Genomic DNA, 15,622 nt, shown 5'->3' on the forward strand with positions numbered 1-15,622 from the left:
TTTCCTCATTTAAGTCCAGACCAAATGATATTCTTCACATTAATGACGGATTCAGGTACCCAATCGACGTTCGAAGGTACAAAGAAGGCTACAACAAGATCCTCATCTGGATCTACCATCAGCGTACTTCGACCAGCCCCTTCATGAAAGATCGTATTCGGTCCACAAGAGTCATATTCTCTACCCAGAGAACTACTTAGCGCAAAGTGACTATGCTTTACTTGTTCTCCCCAACAGAATGCGGGTAACCCTTCAGGATAAGGTTCTCTTGACAGCATTTCAACAGATTTACGACCGAGAATTCGAACTCCATCATAAGTACCTTTATACAACAACATTTGTGCGAACTTATTCAGGTCCTCTAAGGTGGAAAAAAGCCCTCCCCCAGATCTTGGCGGATCGTAAGCCTGCTTATGGCTACGTGATAGGCGCGATAATTCCCAATCGTTAATAATACACACCTCATCATGAAGCTCTTCTGGTACGTTAAAAAAAGTACGTGTCATTCCAAGTGGTTCTAAAATAGTCTGCTGAATATACTCTTCATAATCTAGACCTGTAACTCGACTTATAATCTCACCAAGAATCACGAATCCATTCGTGCAGTAATTCCACTGTTCTCCTGGCGGACAGACGGGTGGGCCAGCTAGCATCGCCTTAATCCATTGAGATTTACGAAATGCTGTTTCTTCCTCTACAGTTCGTATCGTTGGTGCCTCATCGTCATCATCACCAAAGGCAAATGCGTAGTCGTACCATCCCATTGGATAGGGCTCCAGAAAATAACCTCCATCCGGGGCCAATCCAGAAGTATGTGTCAACAGATGTGTAATATTAATTCTCTCATAGAATCGATGGTCGAATTCAGGAATGAAATCTTTCACTTGCTGTCCTAGCGAGAGCTTCCCATCCTCCATTAACCGTAACACAGCCACCATGGTGAACCATTTCGTAATGGAAGCTATTCGCCGGATGGAATGTGGGGTGAATGGCTTCTCTTGCTCGGTATGGCGAAGCGCACCCATCGACTTCATGGCAAATGTCTTTCCACCTCGTGCAAGTAAATAAGATGCACTTTGAACTTTCTTATCCTGAATTAATTCTACAAAGAACTGATCTAATTGCTCAATAACCTGTGGACGAAATCCTGCTTCTTCCGACGTGATATCTGTATGAGTGCTATGTATGTGAATGTCCATATGGTTCCTTCCTTCCTATAATAAAAATGTTCTAGATAAGATTACGACAACGCCGACCAGATGATTGCCCGAGGATTAATGATAGCTTCAGGTACCCACCCCGTCTTACTTGGCACAAAAAATGCATATACAAGTCTTTCTATTGGATCAACATATAATCCGCTATGCCCATGTCCTTCATGTGAGAAGGTGCCCGGTGAACATATATCATTATGATTCAGATTCCAACCCAGAGACATTTTACAATCTTTCACATGGTCCCCCCAACATGTAGAAGGAATATGATGAAGCTGATTAGATACCATATTCTGAACCGTCCTCCGTCCAAGTAGATGAACCCCATTACGAGTAGTACCACCATTAAGTAACGTCTGACCTAATGTCCATAAATCATGCAGAGTAGAATACAATCCACTACCCGCATGAGCTGGAAATCCATTCATATCCTCCGGATTTAGGAGATACTTCTTCTCCCATTGATTCACAACGCATGTCTTCGCCTTCAGTTCCTCCGGTACCGTCATGAACGAATGCTCTAATCGGAGAGGTGCAAGTATCTTCTCCTGTATGAATTGCTCATATGGCATACCCGATACGCGAGCAATCAACTCACCTAGAATAACATACCCTGCCGTACAGTAATTCCATTGCTCACCTGGTTTACAGAACATCCGCCCACCAAGAAGAATCTTAATCCAATCACTATCACCCCAGCTTGATTGCTCCTCTTCCTTCTTCTTAGAAGCATGCCATTGAAAATAAGGAATCTCGTACGGTTCTGTCTGGCAACCTGGATCAGCCATCAGTCCCGATGTATGCGTTAGTAAATGCCATATCGTAATACCCCGATGCATATCAGTATCGAACTCTTGTATCAAAGAACTTACTGATTGCTGATAGAATACCTTTCCATCCTCCACTAGTTGAGCTATTGCAACTGCCGTAAACGCTTTCGTAATGGAGTAGACTCTTCGTATCGAATCTGGCATGAGATCGGGACTGTCCTCGTGATATGTAAGTTTCCCTAAAGAACGGTGAACAGCAATCTGCCCTTCACGTGAAATAAGATAACTTGCCCCTTGGATTCTCTTACTTTTAATTAGCCCTTTAAAATGCTCATCAAGTAATTGTAAACGCTGCGGATCAAAGCCAAGGCTTTGCGGTGAGCAATCTACTCTCGCATCGTGTACCGGTAAAGCTGATATCATGGTTCGTTCCTCCTTACAAATTGGTTTATTCTGTAACACACTATCTAGTTTATATGAACAATCGTTTCGGTGTAAATAGAAATAATGGTTTTAATTAAACGTTCCAATATTTACGGTATACGTGCAGAGCATTTTGGAGATACCTATATATAGCAGCTTTAGAAAGGAATTCAACCTATGAACTTATTCACACGGATCATCACAAAGATATTTAACGGATCCCTACAAGAACATTCGGATTCAACTGAGGAATTACATAAAGAGCGGTTAAACACAACCCTACAAGAAAATATTCAACATATAAAGAGTACGCTTGGAAATAGCACCGACATCATTATTAGAGAAATTCAGATCGGTCCGACACGACAGCTCAAAGCAGCCATCTTCTATACAGACGGTTTGGCAGATTCACAAATGATTCAGAATTTCATTATGGAATCGCTCATGTTGGATTTCCATGATACAAACACGAATGAAAGTAGACCTTCTAATGAAGATGCCTTTCAGCTAATAAAAGATAAATTTCTAACCGTTGGAGAGGTCAAGGATGTTGAGGAATTCGAACCTGTGTTGAAATCCATCTTATCAGGTGATGCTATTCTCTTATTAGATGGATATGATAAAGGCTTTACCCTCGGTATGCGCGGGTGGAAGGATCGTGGTGTGACGGAGACGACTACGGAAACCGTCATCCGGGGACCAAAGGAAGGTTTCTCTGAAAACATCCGTACCAATACCGCATTAATCCGTCGAAAAATAAGAGATCCCCGTCTTTGGATGGAAACAAAAGAAATCGGTAGAGTCACCAAAACCGATGTGGCGATCATGTACATCAAAGGGATTGTGGACGACCATACCGTGGAAGAACTACATCGTCGATTAGATCGAATCGATATCGACGGGATTTTAGAAAGCGGCTATATTGAAGAATTGATTCAGGAAGAAACTTACACACCGTTTCCGACAGTTTATCATACAGAACGCCCCGATGTTGTTGCTGCCAATCTGCTAGAGGGAAAAATTGCTATATTGGTGGATGGAACGCCGATAGTTCTGAACGTTCCTGTCACATTTAACTCTTTCATACAGGCTGCTGAGGATTATTATCAGCGTGCTGACATTAGTAGCCTTATTCGTATTCTACGTTTTATCAGTATTTTCATTTCTCTGCTAGGCCCATCTATATTTCTAGCCATCACTACTTTTCATCAGGAAATGTTGCCAACGCAACTCCTGATTAGTCTGGCAGCTCAAAGAGAGGGTGTGCCCCTACCCGCATTCATTGAAGCACTCATGATGGAGGTATCGTTTGAAATTTTGAGGGAAGCCAGCATAAGAATGCCCAAGGCCATAGCCCAATCGATATCCATCGTAGGAACTTTGGTTATTGGATCAGCGGCAGTTGAAGCCGGAATTGTATCCGCGGCCATGGTTATCGTCATTGCCATAACGGCAGTTTCGAGTTTCGTCCTGCCTTCCTACGACATATCCATGACAATCAGAATGCTACGATTTCCTATGATGGCACTTGCCGCATCTTTTGGTATGTTTGGTGTTATCCTTGGGGTCATTGCCATAGTACTTCACTTATGCAGCTTGCGTTCTTTCGGGATCCCCTATATGAGTCCGTTTGCCCCATTTATCCTTGAGGACATGAAGGATTCCCTTATTCGAATGCCCCGTTGGGCAATGTTTACCCGCCCGCGGCTCATCAATAAGAAAGATGTCATTCGGGAACAAAGTACTCCTCCGCAAAAACCAAAGGACGATACAGGAGGTTGACCTATGAAATATAAAAGAGTCTTACTTTGTATTTGCATCGTCTTAAGCTTATTCGTCACTGGTTGTTGGAGCCGTACGGAATTAAATGAACTAGCTATTGCCGTAGGAGTGGGGATCGATAAAGCCGGGAATGAATACAAAGTTTCCATTCAAGTTGCAGAGCCAGGCGAAGTTTCCGGAAAATCGGCTAGTGGCATAGCGCCGGTCACATTATTTCAAGCGACCGGAACTACTGTACTAGAAGCCATACGAAAAATAACAACGGTTAGCCCTCGTAGAATTTACTTTTCACATCTTCGAATTTTTGTCCTTGGCGAATCATTAGCCAGAGAAGGAATACGAAACTCTCTTGATCTCTTTGCTCGAGATCCTGGAACTCGAAACGACTTTCTCATTGTTGTAGCCAAGGGGTCTAGTGCCGAGGATACATTAACAGTATTAACAAACCTTGACAAAGTACCCTCCTCAAGTTTGTTTTCTACCTTGGATACATCTCAGAAAGAATGGGCATCCACAACAAAAGTTACCATGGATACACTTATATCTGAACTTGTGAGCGAAGGTAAGCACCCAGTATTAGCAGGACTTCAACTCAAAGGGCCTCTGAAAATAGGTGAAAGCAAGGAAAATGTAGAGCTCGTAAAGTCTCCTGCTCAACTACAGTATACAAATTTAGCTGTGTTTAAAAAAGATAAGCTCATTGGTTGGTTAACCGAAGAGGAAGGTATAGCGTACAACTATATTAACAATCATATTCACAATACAATGAACTACGTTACTTGCCCCGACGGAGGCAATATATCATTAAAAATTATTCGCTCAGAGACGAAAGTGAAAGGTAGCATTGTCGATGAACGACCGCGGATCGATATAGAGGTGGTTACAGAAGCGAATGTAGGAGAGATGCAATGCCATCTGGATCTGATAAAGACGGAAACCATTGCTGAAGTGGAGAAATGGGCGAACCGAAAGACGGAACAATCCATTGAGAAAACCGTTGATAGAGTACAACAAGATTACAAAGTCGATATCTTCGGATTTGGCGAAGTTATTCATCGTTCTAATCCTAAGGCCTGGAAAAATCTGAAACAAGATTGGGATCAAACGTTCATGAAGATACCTATTCATGTGAAGGTTAATACAAAGATTAAACATTTGGGAAAAGTGTCTAACTCTTTCCTTGAAAAGATGAAGGAGTAAAATGGAGTGAAACAAAAGTATGCCTGTGAAAGATAAAATCAACGTTCGTCAATTCACCGTTCTAGTCATACTACTCACCATTGGTGATTCGATTCTGGTGTTACCTTCTGTCTCCACATTCGAGGCCAAACAAGATGCATGGATATCCTGTTTGATTGGAATATTGGTAGGTTTATTAGCCGTTTATATCTTCAGTATAGTGGGGAATCTATACCCCCATTTGACTCTGGTTCAATCCATGCAGGAAATCTTAGGTATATGGTTTGGGACATTCATGTCTATGATGTTTCTGATTTACCCCTTTCTTACTTCTGTAGCATTTATAAGAGAGATTGGTGACTTTATAGCCATTGGAATGTTGCAGGAAACTCCAATTCAGATTATTCAAATCTTATTAATTTCTATTGTGATCATGGCGGTACGATTGGGTCTTGAGGTCATTGGACGTACAGGGGAAATGTTCTTACCCTGGGTTATTCTGTTCTTCCTCATACTAGTCATTTGCATTTCTCCACAAGCAGAATTAGATAAATTACTGCCTATTCTGGAAGATGGAATAAAGCCCGTATTACGCGGCTCTCTCTCAGCTATCACCTTCCCCTTTGTAGAGCTAGTTGTGCTATTGATGATATTCCCTTATGTGAAACAAGTGCAAAAAGTAAGAAGAGGGTTTATACATGGTGCACTGTTAGGTGGCATCGTATTATTCATTATTATCGTAATTTCTATTCTTGTACTCGGTCCTGAGCTGACCTCAAGAAGTTTGTATCCCACTTATTCCTTAGCAAAGAGGATAAGCATCGGTCACTTTTTGGAAAGAGTTGAATCCATATTAGCTCTTATCTGGTTGTTAACCACTTTTATAAAAGTAACTATTTATTTCTATATATTCAATCTGGGATTAGCACAATTGTTGAAATTAAAGGAATATCGCATGTTAACCTTACCTACAGGTATGCTCATGATTGTATTCTCATCGGTCATTGCCCCCAATATAACCTATTATAATAAAGTGATTTCCCAATACTGGCCGTATTTTGACATGACTTATGGTTTACTCTTACCATTATTATTGTTAGGGATATATTATATTTCGAAAAAACTTAAAAAATTGAACAATACTTGAACAAGAAGGAGTAATCCGCATGTTATCTGTAGCAGGGATTCTTGTAGTAGTCGCTATAATCATTGCCATTGATGTCCCCCCCCTTGTAAGAAAGAAATTGATAAAGGAACTATGGGTATTCTCTATTCTTCTGTTATTGGGAACCGTATTATCTATTGGTCAAGCACTTCATTTCAAGATTCCCAATCCTTTGGATTTGATGATAACAGTTTACAAGCCAGTAGCTGATATGGTTCATATATGGTTGAATTAAAAACTGAAATACTAAAGATGTTAATAACGTCAGAAATGGTGGATGTGTTACTATGTTAGACAATGGAAAAATAAGTTCACGTCAGTTCTCAGTATTGATCACTTTGTATATTATCGGTAGCGCCATATTGATTATCCCTGGATTGTTAGCCATTGAAGCAAAGCAAGATGCATGGATCGCAGCAGTTCTGGCGCTCACAGTCAGTTTATTGATTCTGCCCATGTACATTCATCTTGGTAAACGCTTCTCCCGCTCTAACTTTACGTCGTATATTGAGAAACTTCTAAGCAAATGGTTGGGAAAAGTAGTTGTCCTTCTATTTATTATTACTTTTCCATTCCTCGTTGCCGTACTAACACTTCGAAACATTGGAGATTTCATAACTACGGAAGTTTTGGAGTATACTCCAATTCAAGCGGTTTATATCATTTTCATCATTGTGGTTATCTTAGGTGTGCGACTTGGTCTCGAGTCATTAGCACGTGCAGCAGAAATACTTTTCCCCTTTATTATCTTTCTTTTCGTTCTTTTCTTTGTCATGGTTTCCCCGCAAATCAACTTTGATAATGTTCAGCCAGTGCTTGAGAATGGAATGAAACCCATACTAAATGCATCCCTCACCCTTATCGCATATCCCTTTACCGGGCCTTTTATATTAATCATGTTATTCCCGTTTATTAAACATACGGAGAATAACGGGAAGGCTTTATTTACAGGTATTTTTATCGGGGGAATCTTACTGGTCATGATTACGACGCTAACCATTTTATGTTTAGGAATAAATACGGCAAGTCTATCTTATCCAACTTACGCTTTAGCTAAAAAAATCAGTGTAGGATTATTTCTGGACCGAATTGAAGGCATCATGGCAATGATTTGGTTTATCACGATTTTTATAAGATTAGCTCTATTATTTCATATATGCGTTGTGGGTATTGCCCACATATTCAACTTCAAGGAATACCGCTTCTTAACATTTCCTATAAGTATTATACTGGTTGTCCTCTCCCAAGTCCTTTTTCCTAGTAATGCTTATTTCTATCAGTTCACACCCATTTGGACAATTCATGCGTTGATAATGGGTTTCTTGTTCCCTTTAATACTGTGGATAATCGGTAGTTTCAAGAAAAGCTAGATCCACGAGCACATGACAAGCGAAATAGATTACAATAGAGATAGACACACTATAAGAGGTAGTTCAAAAAGTCATCTTTTGATCACGAAGGTTAGCAAGAGGCCTATTCGACATCGAATATTGAATTCAGCCGGTCCTTCCGGTGCTCACGTAGGTACTGCCTACGCTCCGCTCCTCACTCCCTTGCTTCTTTCAATCTTCTCGGTGCTGAAAACCTGACTTTTTGAACCCGCATTATAATAATAATATTTAGGGAGAGATTCTCATGTACAAATTGATTGCTATCGATATCGATGACACACTGATTAATGATAATAAAGAGGTACTACCTTCTACACAAAAAGCTCTCGAGCAAGCTATTGCTAAAGATGTTGTTGTTACCCTTGCTACCGGTCGGGCTTACGCCTCTGCAAAGAACGTCGCACGTCAGACGGGTCTAAACGTTCCTATTATTACATATCAAGGTGCTCTAATTAAGAATCTGCTAGACGAAGAAGTTCTATTCGAACGCTTTGTTCCAGCCGATGCTGCTCGCAAGCTATTTGATTACTGTATCGAGCATGACCTACATGTCCAGACCTATATTGATGATAAACTATATGCAAGAGAAGAGAATCAAAAGCTGATCGATTATTGTGCGTTAAATGGGACGCCATATTTTATTGAGTCAGATTTCAGAAAATTAGTAGACCAACCTACACCCAAAATGCTAATTATTGATGATCCAGCTTATTTGGATAAAATATCACCGATCCTTCGTGAATTGCTCGGAGATCAAGTTCATATCACCAAATCCAAACCGCACTTTCTGGAAATCATGCATCATGAAGGTACAAAAGGTCATGCCCTGACCTTTTTAGCCAATCATTTCAACGTGGATCTCTCGGAAACAATCGCTATTGGCGACTCTTGGAATGATCACGAAATGCTAGAAGCCGCTGGTCTAGGTGTCGCTATGGGGAACTCAATTGATGCCCTCAAGGAAATAGCGGACTATATAACATTAAGCAATAATGAAGATGGTATTCAGCATGTCATTGAGAAGTTTGTGTTGAACGTTGAGTAGGTGAGTGGTCTATCTACACCATCCATCGCTTTCTGGAACACTGATATATCATAGATCCGTAAAAAAGGAGTTCATCATATGATGAACTCCTTTATTCATTATAGTCACATATTCCCTACACTATGAACCATGAACATCATTCCTAGCAACACGCCTGCAAGTAACGCATAACTAACCCCGAATTTAATGCGGGATGAGAGTGACACTTCGTAATACCTGTCATTCTCATAACGAGAATATTCCAACTTACAGTTTACTTTGACATGATATCCCTCTGGCAAGTGTTGATGCTCTAACCCCGTCACGTGGACTCTCTTAATGATTCCCTGCTGAGGCATAGAGATTTTCCCTCTGAAATCCATGCTTACCCACTCCGTCTTTACATACTGTCGTTGATCCTTAAGTTGACTATATGTCATGAAGGGCAGGTCTCTTTTATGCTCAGGTCCAGGAATCACATGTCCTTGGGCGTAGAGATGATCCACAGGAACTACAAATGTAGCTGATACAGACTCAATGACATCTCTTTTCCTACCCTTGACGTACTTCTTATACAAATCATAAGCAAATAATGCCCATATAATGAAGAAAAGAATGGAACCCATATAAATAATAACGCCTAACCCACCGATTAATCCTACAACCCATAACCAACGTGAGACCGCGGTGGCAATCCGTCCTCCATCTAGTGGATGAATCGGTAATAAGTTTATCAGGTTTAGAAAAAATCCAACATAAGCTAATGAATACAATAGCGGACTATCCATATAATAAGCAGCCGTAAAAACACCGATTGCCCCTAATGTTCCTAGTACTGGTCCACCTAATGCGATATAAGCCTCCGTCTTGGCATTTTGCGGATGTTTCTTCATCGCAATCATCGCTCCAAGAAAGGGAATAAACAAAGGTGCTGAGACTGGGAGTCCCTTCTGTTTAGCCGCGATCACATGACCCATCTCATGAACGAATAACAATAGCACTATTCCGATAGCAAATTGCCATGGATAGATCAGCGCATAAGCACCAATTGAAATTGCCATAGAGAATATAGCTCCACCTAGTTTACCGAATTTCAGAAGCGCTAATAATGACTTCCCTTTGAGTAGTATAAACGTCACTACACTTCCCAGATACCATAGCCGTGAATCTTTTTTCTTCTCCGTTTTCTGCAAAAGTTTACTCTCCTTCATTCTATGAAAATTTCCAGAACAATAAGCTCACATATAATATATGTAGTATCCCGATAGTATCATTTGGCATAAGATCAGTAAATTAAACGGATTGAGCCCGATATTCCCCTGGTGTTAACCCCGTCCACTTTTTAAAAGCGCTTTGGAATGCACTAGGCTCCGAATAATGAAGAAGATAGGCGATCTCCCCCACTCTATATTCTGGTTTAGCTAAATAACTTATCGCAAGTTCTTTACGAACTGTGTTAACTAACCGGTTAAAAGACATATTCTCCTGTTTCAACTTGGTTTGCAACGTCCTTGGACTCAAATTAAATGCCTTTGCTGTTTCTTCTAATGTCGGTGTGAAAGATGACATACATTCAATGATCCACTTATATAGTTGATCAGATAACTGTTGTCCACGAGTCAATTTATTTATGACTTCCTCCGCAACTGTCTCAAAGGTACTCAGTAAACGTGTATCTGCGTAAAGTATCGGATAATCCAGCACCTCTTTACCTATACGCATAAGATTATATTCTTGTTCAAACAGTGGCGTAATACCTAAGACGGAGTGATACTCGTTTACTTCAGTTGGAGCGGAATGTTGGAAGTGAATCTCTCGTATAGGAATCTTCTTACAACTTAATCTAAACATCAAATGATAAATGGAGCTAATGATATCTTCTACGCAATGTCGTGGAAATTGTCTTATCTGATGTTTAGATAGCAACCGAATGATAACCTCTTGCCCCTCCACTGTCCAGTTCAGGCTGTAATCATTAGATACGATAACATTATACTTCTGGTATGCCGTCAAAGCTTGGGATACAGTGCCTGAATGCAACATGACGTATCCCACAATACCCAAGTCAGCAATATCCAAGTTCTGTCCTTGATGTAAACCAAAGAAGTCATCCTTCATCAATGTAGCAGCCAGCTCATTTAAATATTCGAAATCTTCCTCAGATATACGAGCATCGGCATCTACCAAAAGATTTGCATCCATAGATGCGTATTTAAAAAGAGTATCTTTATCGCATCCATTGAGCATAAGCGTTTTGATTAGGGGATAAAGAAGGGATACGGATACACCATAATGACTCAACTTGAAATGCCTCCTTAGCACAAATGAACACAATTTTGGCGCATATCATCATATCCTTACAACTTCCTTCAGCTTATCATTTATATACCGCACTAAACAACACTCAAGGAGGTATCACAATGAATTCCAATATTGCCATTATCATCGGGCACCCTCATGCCGATAGTTATTGCACGGCATTATCAAAGGCTTATATTCAAGGTGCAATAGAGAGTGGAGCAACGGTTCGCGTCATTGACTTAGGCAGCATTTCGTTTGATCCTATTCTTAGGTATGGATATCACCAGAGAACGGAACTCGAAGAGGATTTGATTGTTGCACAAGAGACGATTCATTGGGCCGATCACCTTGTGTTCGTCTATCCTACGTGGTGGGGCACGATGCCTGCCCTTCTAAAGGGTTTCATTGATCGTGTATTCCTACCTGGTTTCGCCTTCAAGTATCGCCCAAACTCCTTACTTTGGGACAAATTACTAAAGGGAAAGTCCGCTCATCTCATTGTTACGATGGACACTCCCTCTTGGTACAATCGCTTCGTTTATAAACAAGCTGGTCATCGCGCCATGAAGCGTGCAACCCTACAATTCTGCGGTGTGAATCCCGTCCGTATTACCGAAATCGGTTCGGTTAAGTCCTTCTCAGAAGATCGTCGCAACATATGGCTAGACAAGATCCAAAAACTTGGATCGCGATTTGTTTGATATTTGACTCATGCGTGCTGGAATCCATATAAATTGATTAATTAACAAGGTTGGAGTTGAATATGCTCCTTCAATATGGTTTGTAATATGAACAAAGGGAGTCCTCCTTTATGTTCGAGAGTAAGTTCAGACATTTACTCATCTCGACATTTGGAGAGACTCCCTTTCTTTCTTTATTAAATTAATTCAACTGCAACGAGATATTACTGCTGTACTTTAGCTCTATCCTTACCTTTATCTGATTCGCCTGCATTCTTGTTAGCTGCATCACGATCCTGTTGCATTTCTTCTACTGTTTTCACCTTCAGGCGAGCTGCTCCTTGATAACCTTCCTTCGTTGGAATAAGGTTGCCTGCGGCGAGGCGTCCCTTCGATTCTTCGATCGCTTTACCGTACTGCGGAAGCCACGCTTCTTGAGCAACGAGCATCTCATCGACCATTTGCCATATCTCTTTAGGATTACAAACGGCCCCGACTAGAGGATCCATCATGAACGCCTGACGAAGAAGTTGATCATCACCGTGAACGGCTGCCTCTACTGCTAATCGTTGTACCGAAATACTCACGTTACATACAGCAGCTGGTCCTAGTGGAAGATCTCCCACTACAGGCATAGAGATACCATTACGATCCACATAACCTGGTGCTTCAATAATAGCATCATCTGGCAGATTAGAAATTATACCGTTGTTGACCATATTGAAATGCCCACGATATACTCTGCCAGTCTCAAGTCCCTCTATTATATACGAACCATGTTCTTCGCTGCGGTTCTCTTGCTTATAAGCATGCGGTGTATCTTTCATCCAGTTGGGGAAATCCGTCTCGAACCAATGACGTCCTTCTGTACAGACACGTAGATACCCACCAGTCTCTCCATTGATCCAATTTCCAAGATCAATCCATTCTTCAATCTCATTCGGGCGCTTTCTATACCAAGGTACATATTCGCTTAAATGTCCGTTCGACTCCGTGCTGTAATAGCCGAATCTACGTAACATATCAATTCTAACCTTTTCCGTCCTACTGAAATCAGCATGATTCTCAAAAGCTTCCAACAACTTACCCGTCAAATCTTCGCCTTTATGACCAATTTGTACGTACCAAGTTTGGTGGTTGATCCCTGCACAAATAATATCGACTTCTTTCTTGTCTAACCCGAATACTTCCGCAATTTGTGAATGTCCACCCTGTACACCGTGGCATAGACCAACGGTTTTAACCCCACCATACTTGTTACAAGCCCATGTAAGCATTGCCATAGGATTGGCGTAATTTAGTAGAAGCACATCTTCCGCTGCCACCTCGCGGATATCTTTACAAATATTTAACATCTCCTGAATACCACGTTGACCATACATGATCCCGCCTGCGCAAAGCGTATCACCTACACATTGATCAACCCCATATTTCAAGGGGATATCTACGTCCGTTGCAAATGCTTCAAGTCCACCCACACGGATCGTACAAATGACGTACTTAGCATCTTTCAGCGCTGCTCTACGATCTGTCGATGATTGGATCTTAATATCAAGACCATTCTCCCGTATATCTCTTTGACATAGCTCAGTTACCATGTCCAAATTGTGTGTATTAATATCAGTAAAAGCAACCTCAATATTATTGAATTCTGGAACTGACAGCATATCTCGCAACAGTCCACGCGTAAATCCTATACTACCTGCACCAATAAATGCAATTTTAAATGACATTGATAATGCTCCCTTCAAGGTATATTTCAAGGTGAAATATCAGGTTTATCTGATAGATTGATTATATCAACCCGCTTATAGTAAACGTTATCAAATTCATTACCTCTTTATTGGAAAGGTGTCAACAATCCTCACTTTTCTCGATTTCAAATTGACCGTCGGGTGGAGAAGATTTACGATATTCAACAGGTGTCATGCCCGTATATTTCTTAAACATCATATGTAGATACTGGCGACTACTAATCCCAACATAATCAGCAATGTCAGCTATTGGAATTTCTGTTTGCCGCAATAACATCTGAGTCTTCTCCATACGAAAAGTATTCAAATATGCCATAATGGACGTACCCGTCTTCAGCTTGAATACCCGTTGTAGATAGCCCGGATGTAAATTGATAGATTCGGCAATGTCATGAATCTGAACGTTGCGATCATAATTCTGTTGGAGGTACTGTATGCATTGTTGAACATACTTCCCCTGTATACCAAGTGCCCCCTTAGTCATGTTCTCTTGATGTAATCTAGCAATCCGAATAAGAAGCTGGGCAAGTAAAATTTGGACCATAGGCTCCAATCCCGTTGAACTAGCATCCAGCTCGAACACAAGACTCCTAAGAACATGATGAATATCATGAAACTCACGTAGTACGAGGAAAGAATCCATGTCATGAAACAATGCAGCGAGGGACTCCTCCTGCTCAGCTAATTGCTTCATAGAGGGAAACAAGCCATTAGATGTAGTCAATCGAAACTCTATATTAAGCATTCGACATGTATTCGCTACTAATAACCGATGAGGAACATTGCCATTCAGAATGATAAATTCACCCTTTTTTAGCGTCACTTCAGAATGGCTCTTCCTCTCAGTCAACAACTCAACGGAACAGACTCCGTCCATAACATACATGATCTCTGCAGACTCATGGGTATGATATGACATTTCGAAACCTTTCCATTCTTTATAATAATAAGCACTTATTTCTGGTTGGTAGTCCTTAACCATCAGTAACTCAGGAAATAAACCATGTCCATTCACTAATGATCATCCTTTCAGATTAGATCAACACTCAAACCCGTACGTGCTAGTGTCACTTCTGGTGGAAGGTGATAATCTTGATTCAGATCAACATCATGAGACATATGCGTATAGATCACTCTATGGGGCGTAATCTCTTGCAACAACAGTCCTGCCTCCTTCATATCATACACAGAACGCGTTGAGAATTCAGCCATTTCATAATAGAAGCTAGTCCCTAGCACCAGCAAGTCCAAACCAACTAATAATTGTTTCTCTTCAGAACTAAGGTTAATAGCATCCGAGCAGTATGCCCAGCTATACCCATCCTTCTCCAACCGATAGGCATACGAATACCCATTCTTTCCATGACAGACCTTCCAACCAATAATCTGCCATCCACCCAGTTGGATTCCATGGTCTATAGCTATCATGTCCAGTTGATTGTTCAACCAAGGGAATTGAGTCAAAATCGCTGTTATAACCTCGTTTGGCGCATACAACTGACCCTTTCTACCTGTCCAACGACAAGCATCAGCCCACTCCGGTAATCCAGCAATATGATCGAAATGAGCATGCGTTATCAGAATTTTCTCCGTCATTCGATAGCCTAGTGTTTCCATCTGAGTACGCCAATCAGGTCCGCAATCAATGAGAAAACAACCCCACTCCCCCTCAATCATAACGGATGATCTAAGTCTACGGTTCACACCACTCTCCCTTGCTTCCATACATACGTTACAACCGCAATACACCCGTGGAACGCCCATGGCGTCGCCTGTGCCTAGAAACATTAATCTATCCATGATGACCTTCTCCTTATCTAAGAGGAAGTTCAAAAAGTCATCTTTTGATCACGAAGCATACCAAGAAGCGTATTCGACATCGAATATTGAATTCAGCCGGTCCTTCCGGTGCTCACGTAGGTACTGCCTACGCTCCGCT

Annotated in this window: 14 protein-coding genes; 7 read left to right on the forward strand and 7 right to left on the reverse strand. The window is 41.1% G+C overall.

The genetic code is table 11. The features are described 5' to 3' along the window. Positions 1–5: 5 nt before the first annotated feature. Both AC1TO9_RS12090 and AC1TO9_RS12095 read right to left on the reverse strand, forming a co-directional pair. Entirely contained in the window at positions 6–1,199 is a 1,194-nt protein-coding gene (locus AC1TO9_RS12090) for a serine hydrolase domain-containing protein (RefSeq protein ID WP_482059278.1), read from the reverse strand. Positions 1,200–1,240: 41 nt separating this feature from the next. Further along, positions 1,241–2,407 carry a serine hydrolase domain-containing protein gene (locus AC1TO9_RS12095; RefSeq protein ID WP_482059279.1) on the reverse strand — a complete coding sequence of 389 codons (1,167 nt, stop codon included), beginning with the start codon at positions 2,405–2,407 and terminating at the stop codon, positions 1,241–1,243. A 177-nt stretch (positions 2,408–2,584) separates the two neighbouring features. Here AC1TO9_RS12095 and AC1TO9_RS12100 point away from each other — a divergent pair, with 177 nt between their 5' ends. From AC1TO9_RS12100 to AC1TO9_RS12125, 6 genes are all read left to right on the forward strand, one after another. After that, entirely contained in the window at positions 2,585–4,189 is a 1,605-nt protein-coding gene (locus AC1TO9_RS12100; protein WP_482059280.1) for a spore germination protein, read from the forward strand. Positions 4,190–4,192: 3 nt separating this feature from the next. Then, entirely contained in the window at positions 4,193–5,389 is a 1,197-nt protein-coding gene (locus AC1TO9_RS12105; RefSeq protein WP_482059281.1) for a Ger(x)C family spore germination protein, read from the forward strand. Positions 5,390–5,414: 25 nt separating this feature from the next. Then, positions 5,415–6,515, forward strand: coding sequence for a GerAB/ArcD/ProY family transporter (locus AC1TO9_RS12110; RefSeq protein ID WP_482055389.1), 1,101 nt, complete (start codon positions 5,415–5,417; stop codon positions 6,513–6,515). A gap of 19 nt (positions 6,516–6,534) precedes the next feature. Beyond that, positions 6,535–6,768: a hypothetical protein gene (locus AC1TO9_RS12115; RefSeq protein WP_482055388.1), complete on the forward strand. Its 234-nt coding sequence runs from the start codon at positions 6,535–6,537 to the stop codon at positions 6,766–6,768. Between the two features lie 52 nt (positions 6,769–6,820). Then, the gene (locus AC1TO9_RS12120; RefSeq protein WP_482055387.1) at positions 6,821–7,903 is read left to right on the forward strand and encodes a GerAB/ArcD/ProY family transporter; all 1,083 of its coding nucleotides are present in this window, start codon (positions 6,821–6,823) and stop codon (positions 7,901–7,903) included. 265 nt (positions 7,904–8,168) lie between these two features. Next, the gene (locus tag AC1TO9_RS12125; RefSeq protein ID WP_482059282.1) at positions 8,169–8,969 is read left to right on the forward strand and encodes a Cof-type HAD-IIB family hydrolase; all 801 of its coding nucleotides are present in this window, start codon (positions 8,169–8,171) and stop codon (positions 8,967–8,969) included. Between the two features lie 104 nt (positions 8,970–9,073). On the opposite strand, the gene AC1TO9_RS12130 is transcribed toward AC1TO9_RS12125, so the two are convergent. Both AC1TO9_RS12130 and AC1TO9_RS12135 read right to left on the reverse strand, forming a co-directional pair. Further along, positions 9,074–10,159 (reverse strand): site-2 protease family protein, encoded by a 1,086-nt coding sequence (locus tag AC1TO9_RS12130; RefSeq protein WP_482055385.1) that lies wholly within the window; start codon positions 10,157–10,159, stop codon positions 9,074–9,076. A gap of 82 nt (positions 10,160–10,241) precedes the next feature. After that, positions 10,242–11,249, reverse strand: coding sequence for an AraC family transcriptional regulator (locus AC1TO9_RS12135; protein ID WP_482059283.1), 1,008 nt, complete (start codon positions 11,247–11,249; stop codon positions 10,242–10,244). A gap of 119 nt (positions 11,250–11,368) precedes the next feature. On the opposite strand from AC1TO9_RS12135, the gene AC1TO9_RS12140 reads away from it, so the two are divergent. Further along, positions 11,369–11,950, forward strand: coding sequence for an NAD(P)H-dependent oxidoreductase (locus AC1TO9_RS12140; RefSeq protein WP_482055383.1), 582 nt, complete (start codon positions 11,369–11,371; stop codon positions 11,948–11,950). 203 nt (positions 11,951–12,153) lie between these two features. On the opposite strand, the gene melA is transcribed toward AC1TO9_RS12140, so the two are convergent. The 3 genes from melA to AC1TO9_RS12155 form a co-directional block, all read right to left on the reverse strand. Further along, a complete protein-coding gene (gene melA, locus AC1TO9_RS12145) occupies positions 12,154–13,662 on the reverse strand; it encodes an alpha-galactosidase (RefSeq protein WP_482055382.1) in 1,509 nt (502 codons plus the stop codon). A gap of 121 nt (positions 13,663–13,783) precedes the next feature. Continuing rightward, the gene (locus AC1TO9_RS12150) at positions 13,784–14,698 is read right to left on the reverse strand and encodes an AraC family transcriptional regulator (protein ID WP_482055381.1); all 915 of its coding nucleotides are present in this window, start codon (positions 14,696–14,698) and stop codon (positions 13,784–13,786) included. Positions 14,699–14,712: 14 nt separating this feature from the next. Continuing rightward, entirely contained in the window at positions 14,713–15,483 is a 771-nt protein-coding gene (locus AC1TO9_RS12155; protein WP_482055380.1) for an MBL fold metallo-hydrolase, read from the reverse strand. Positions 15,484–15,622: the final 139 nt, after the last annotated feature.

Source organism: Paenibacillus sp. Y916 (genome assembly GCF_056786435.1).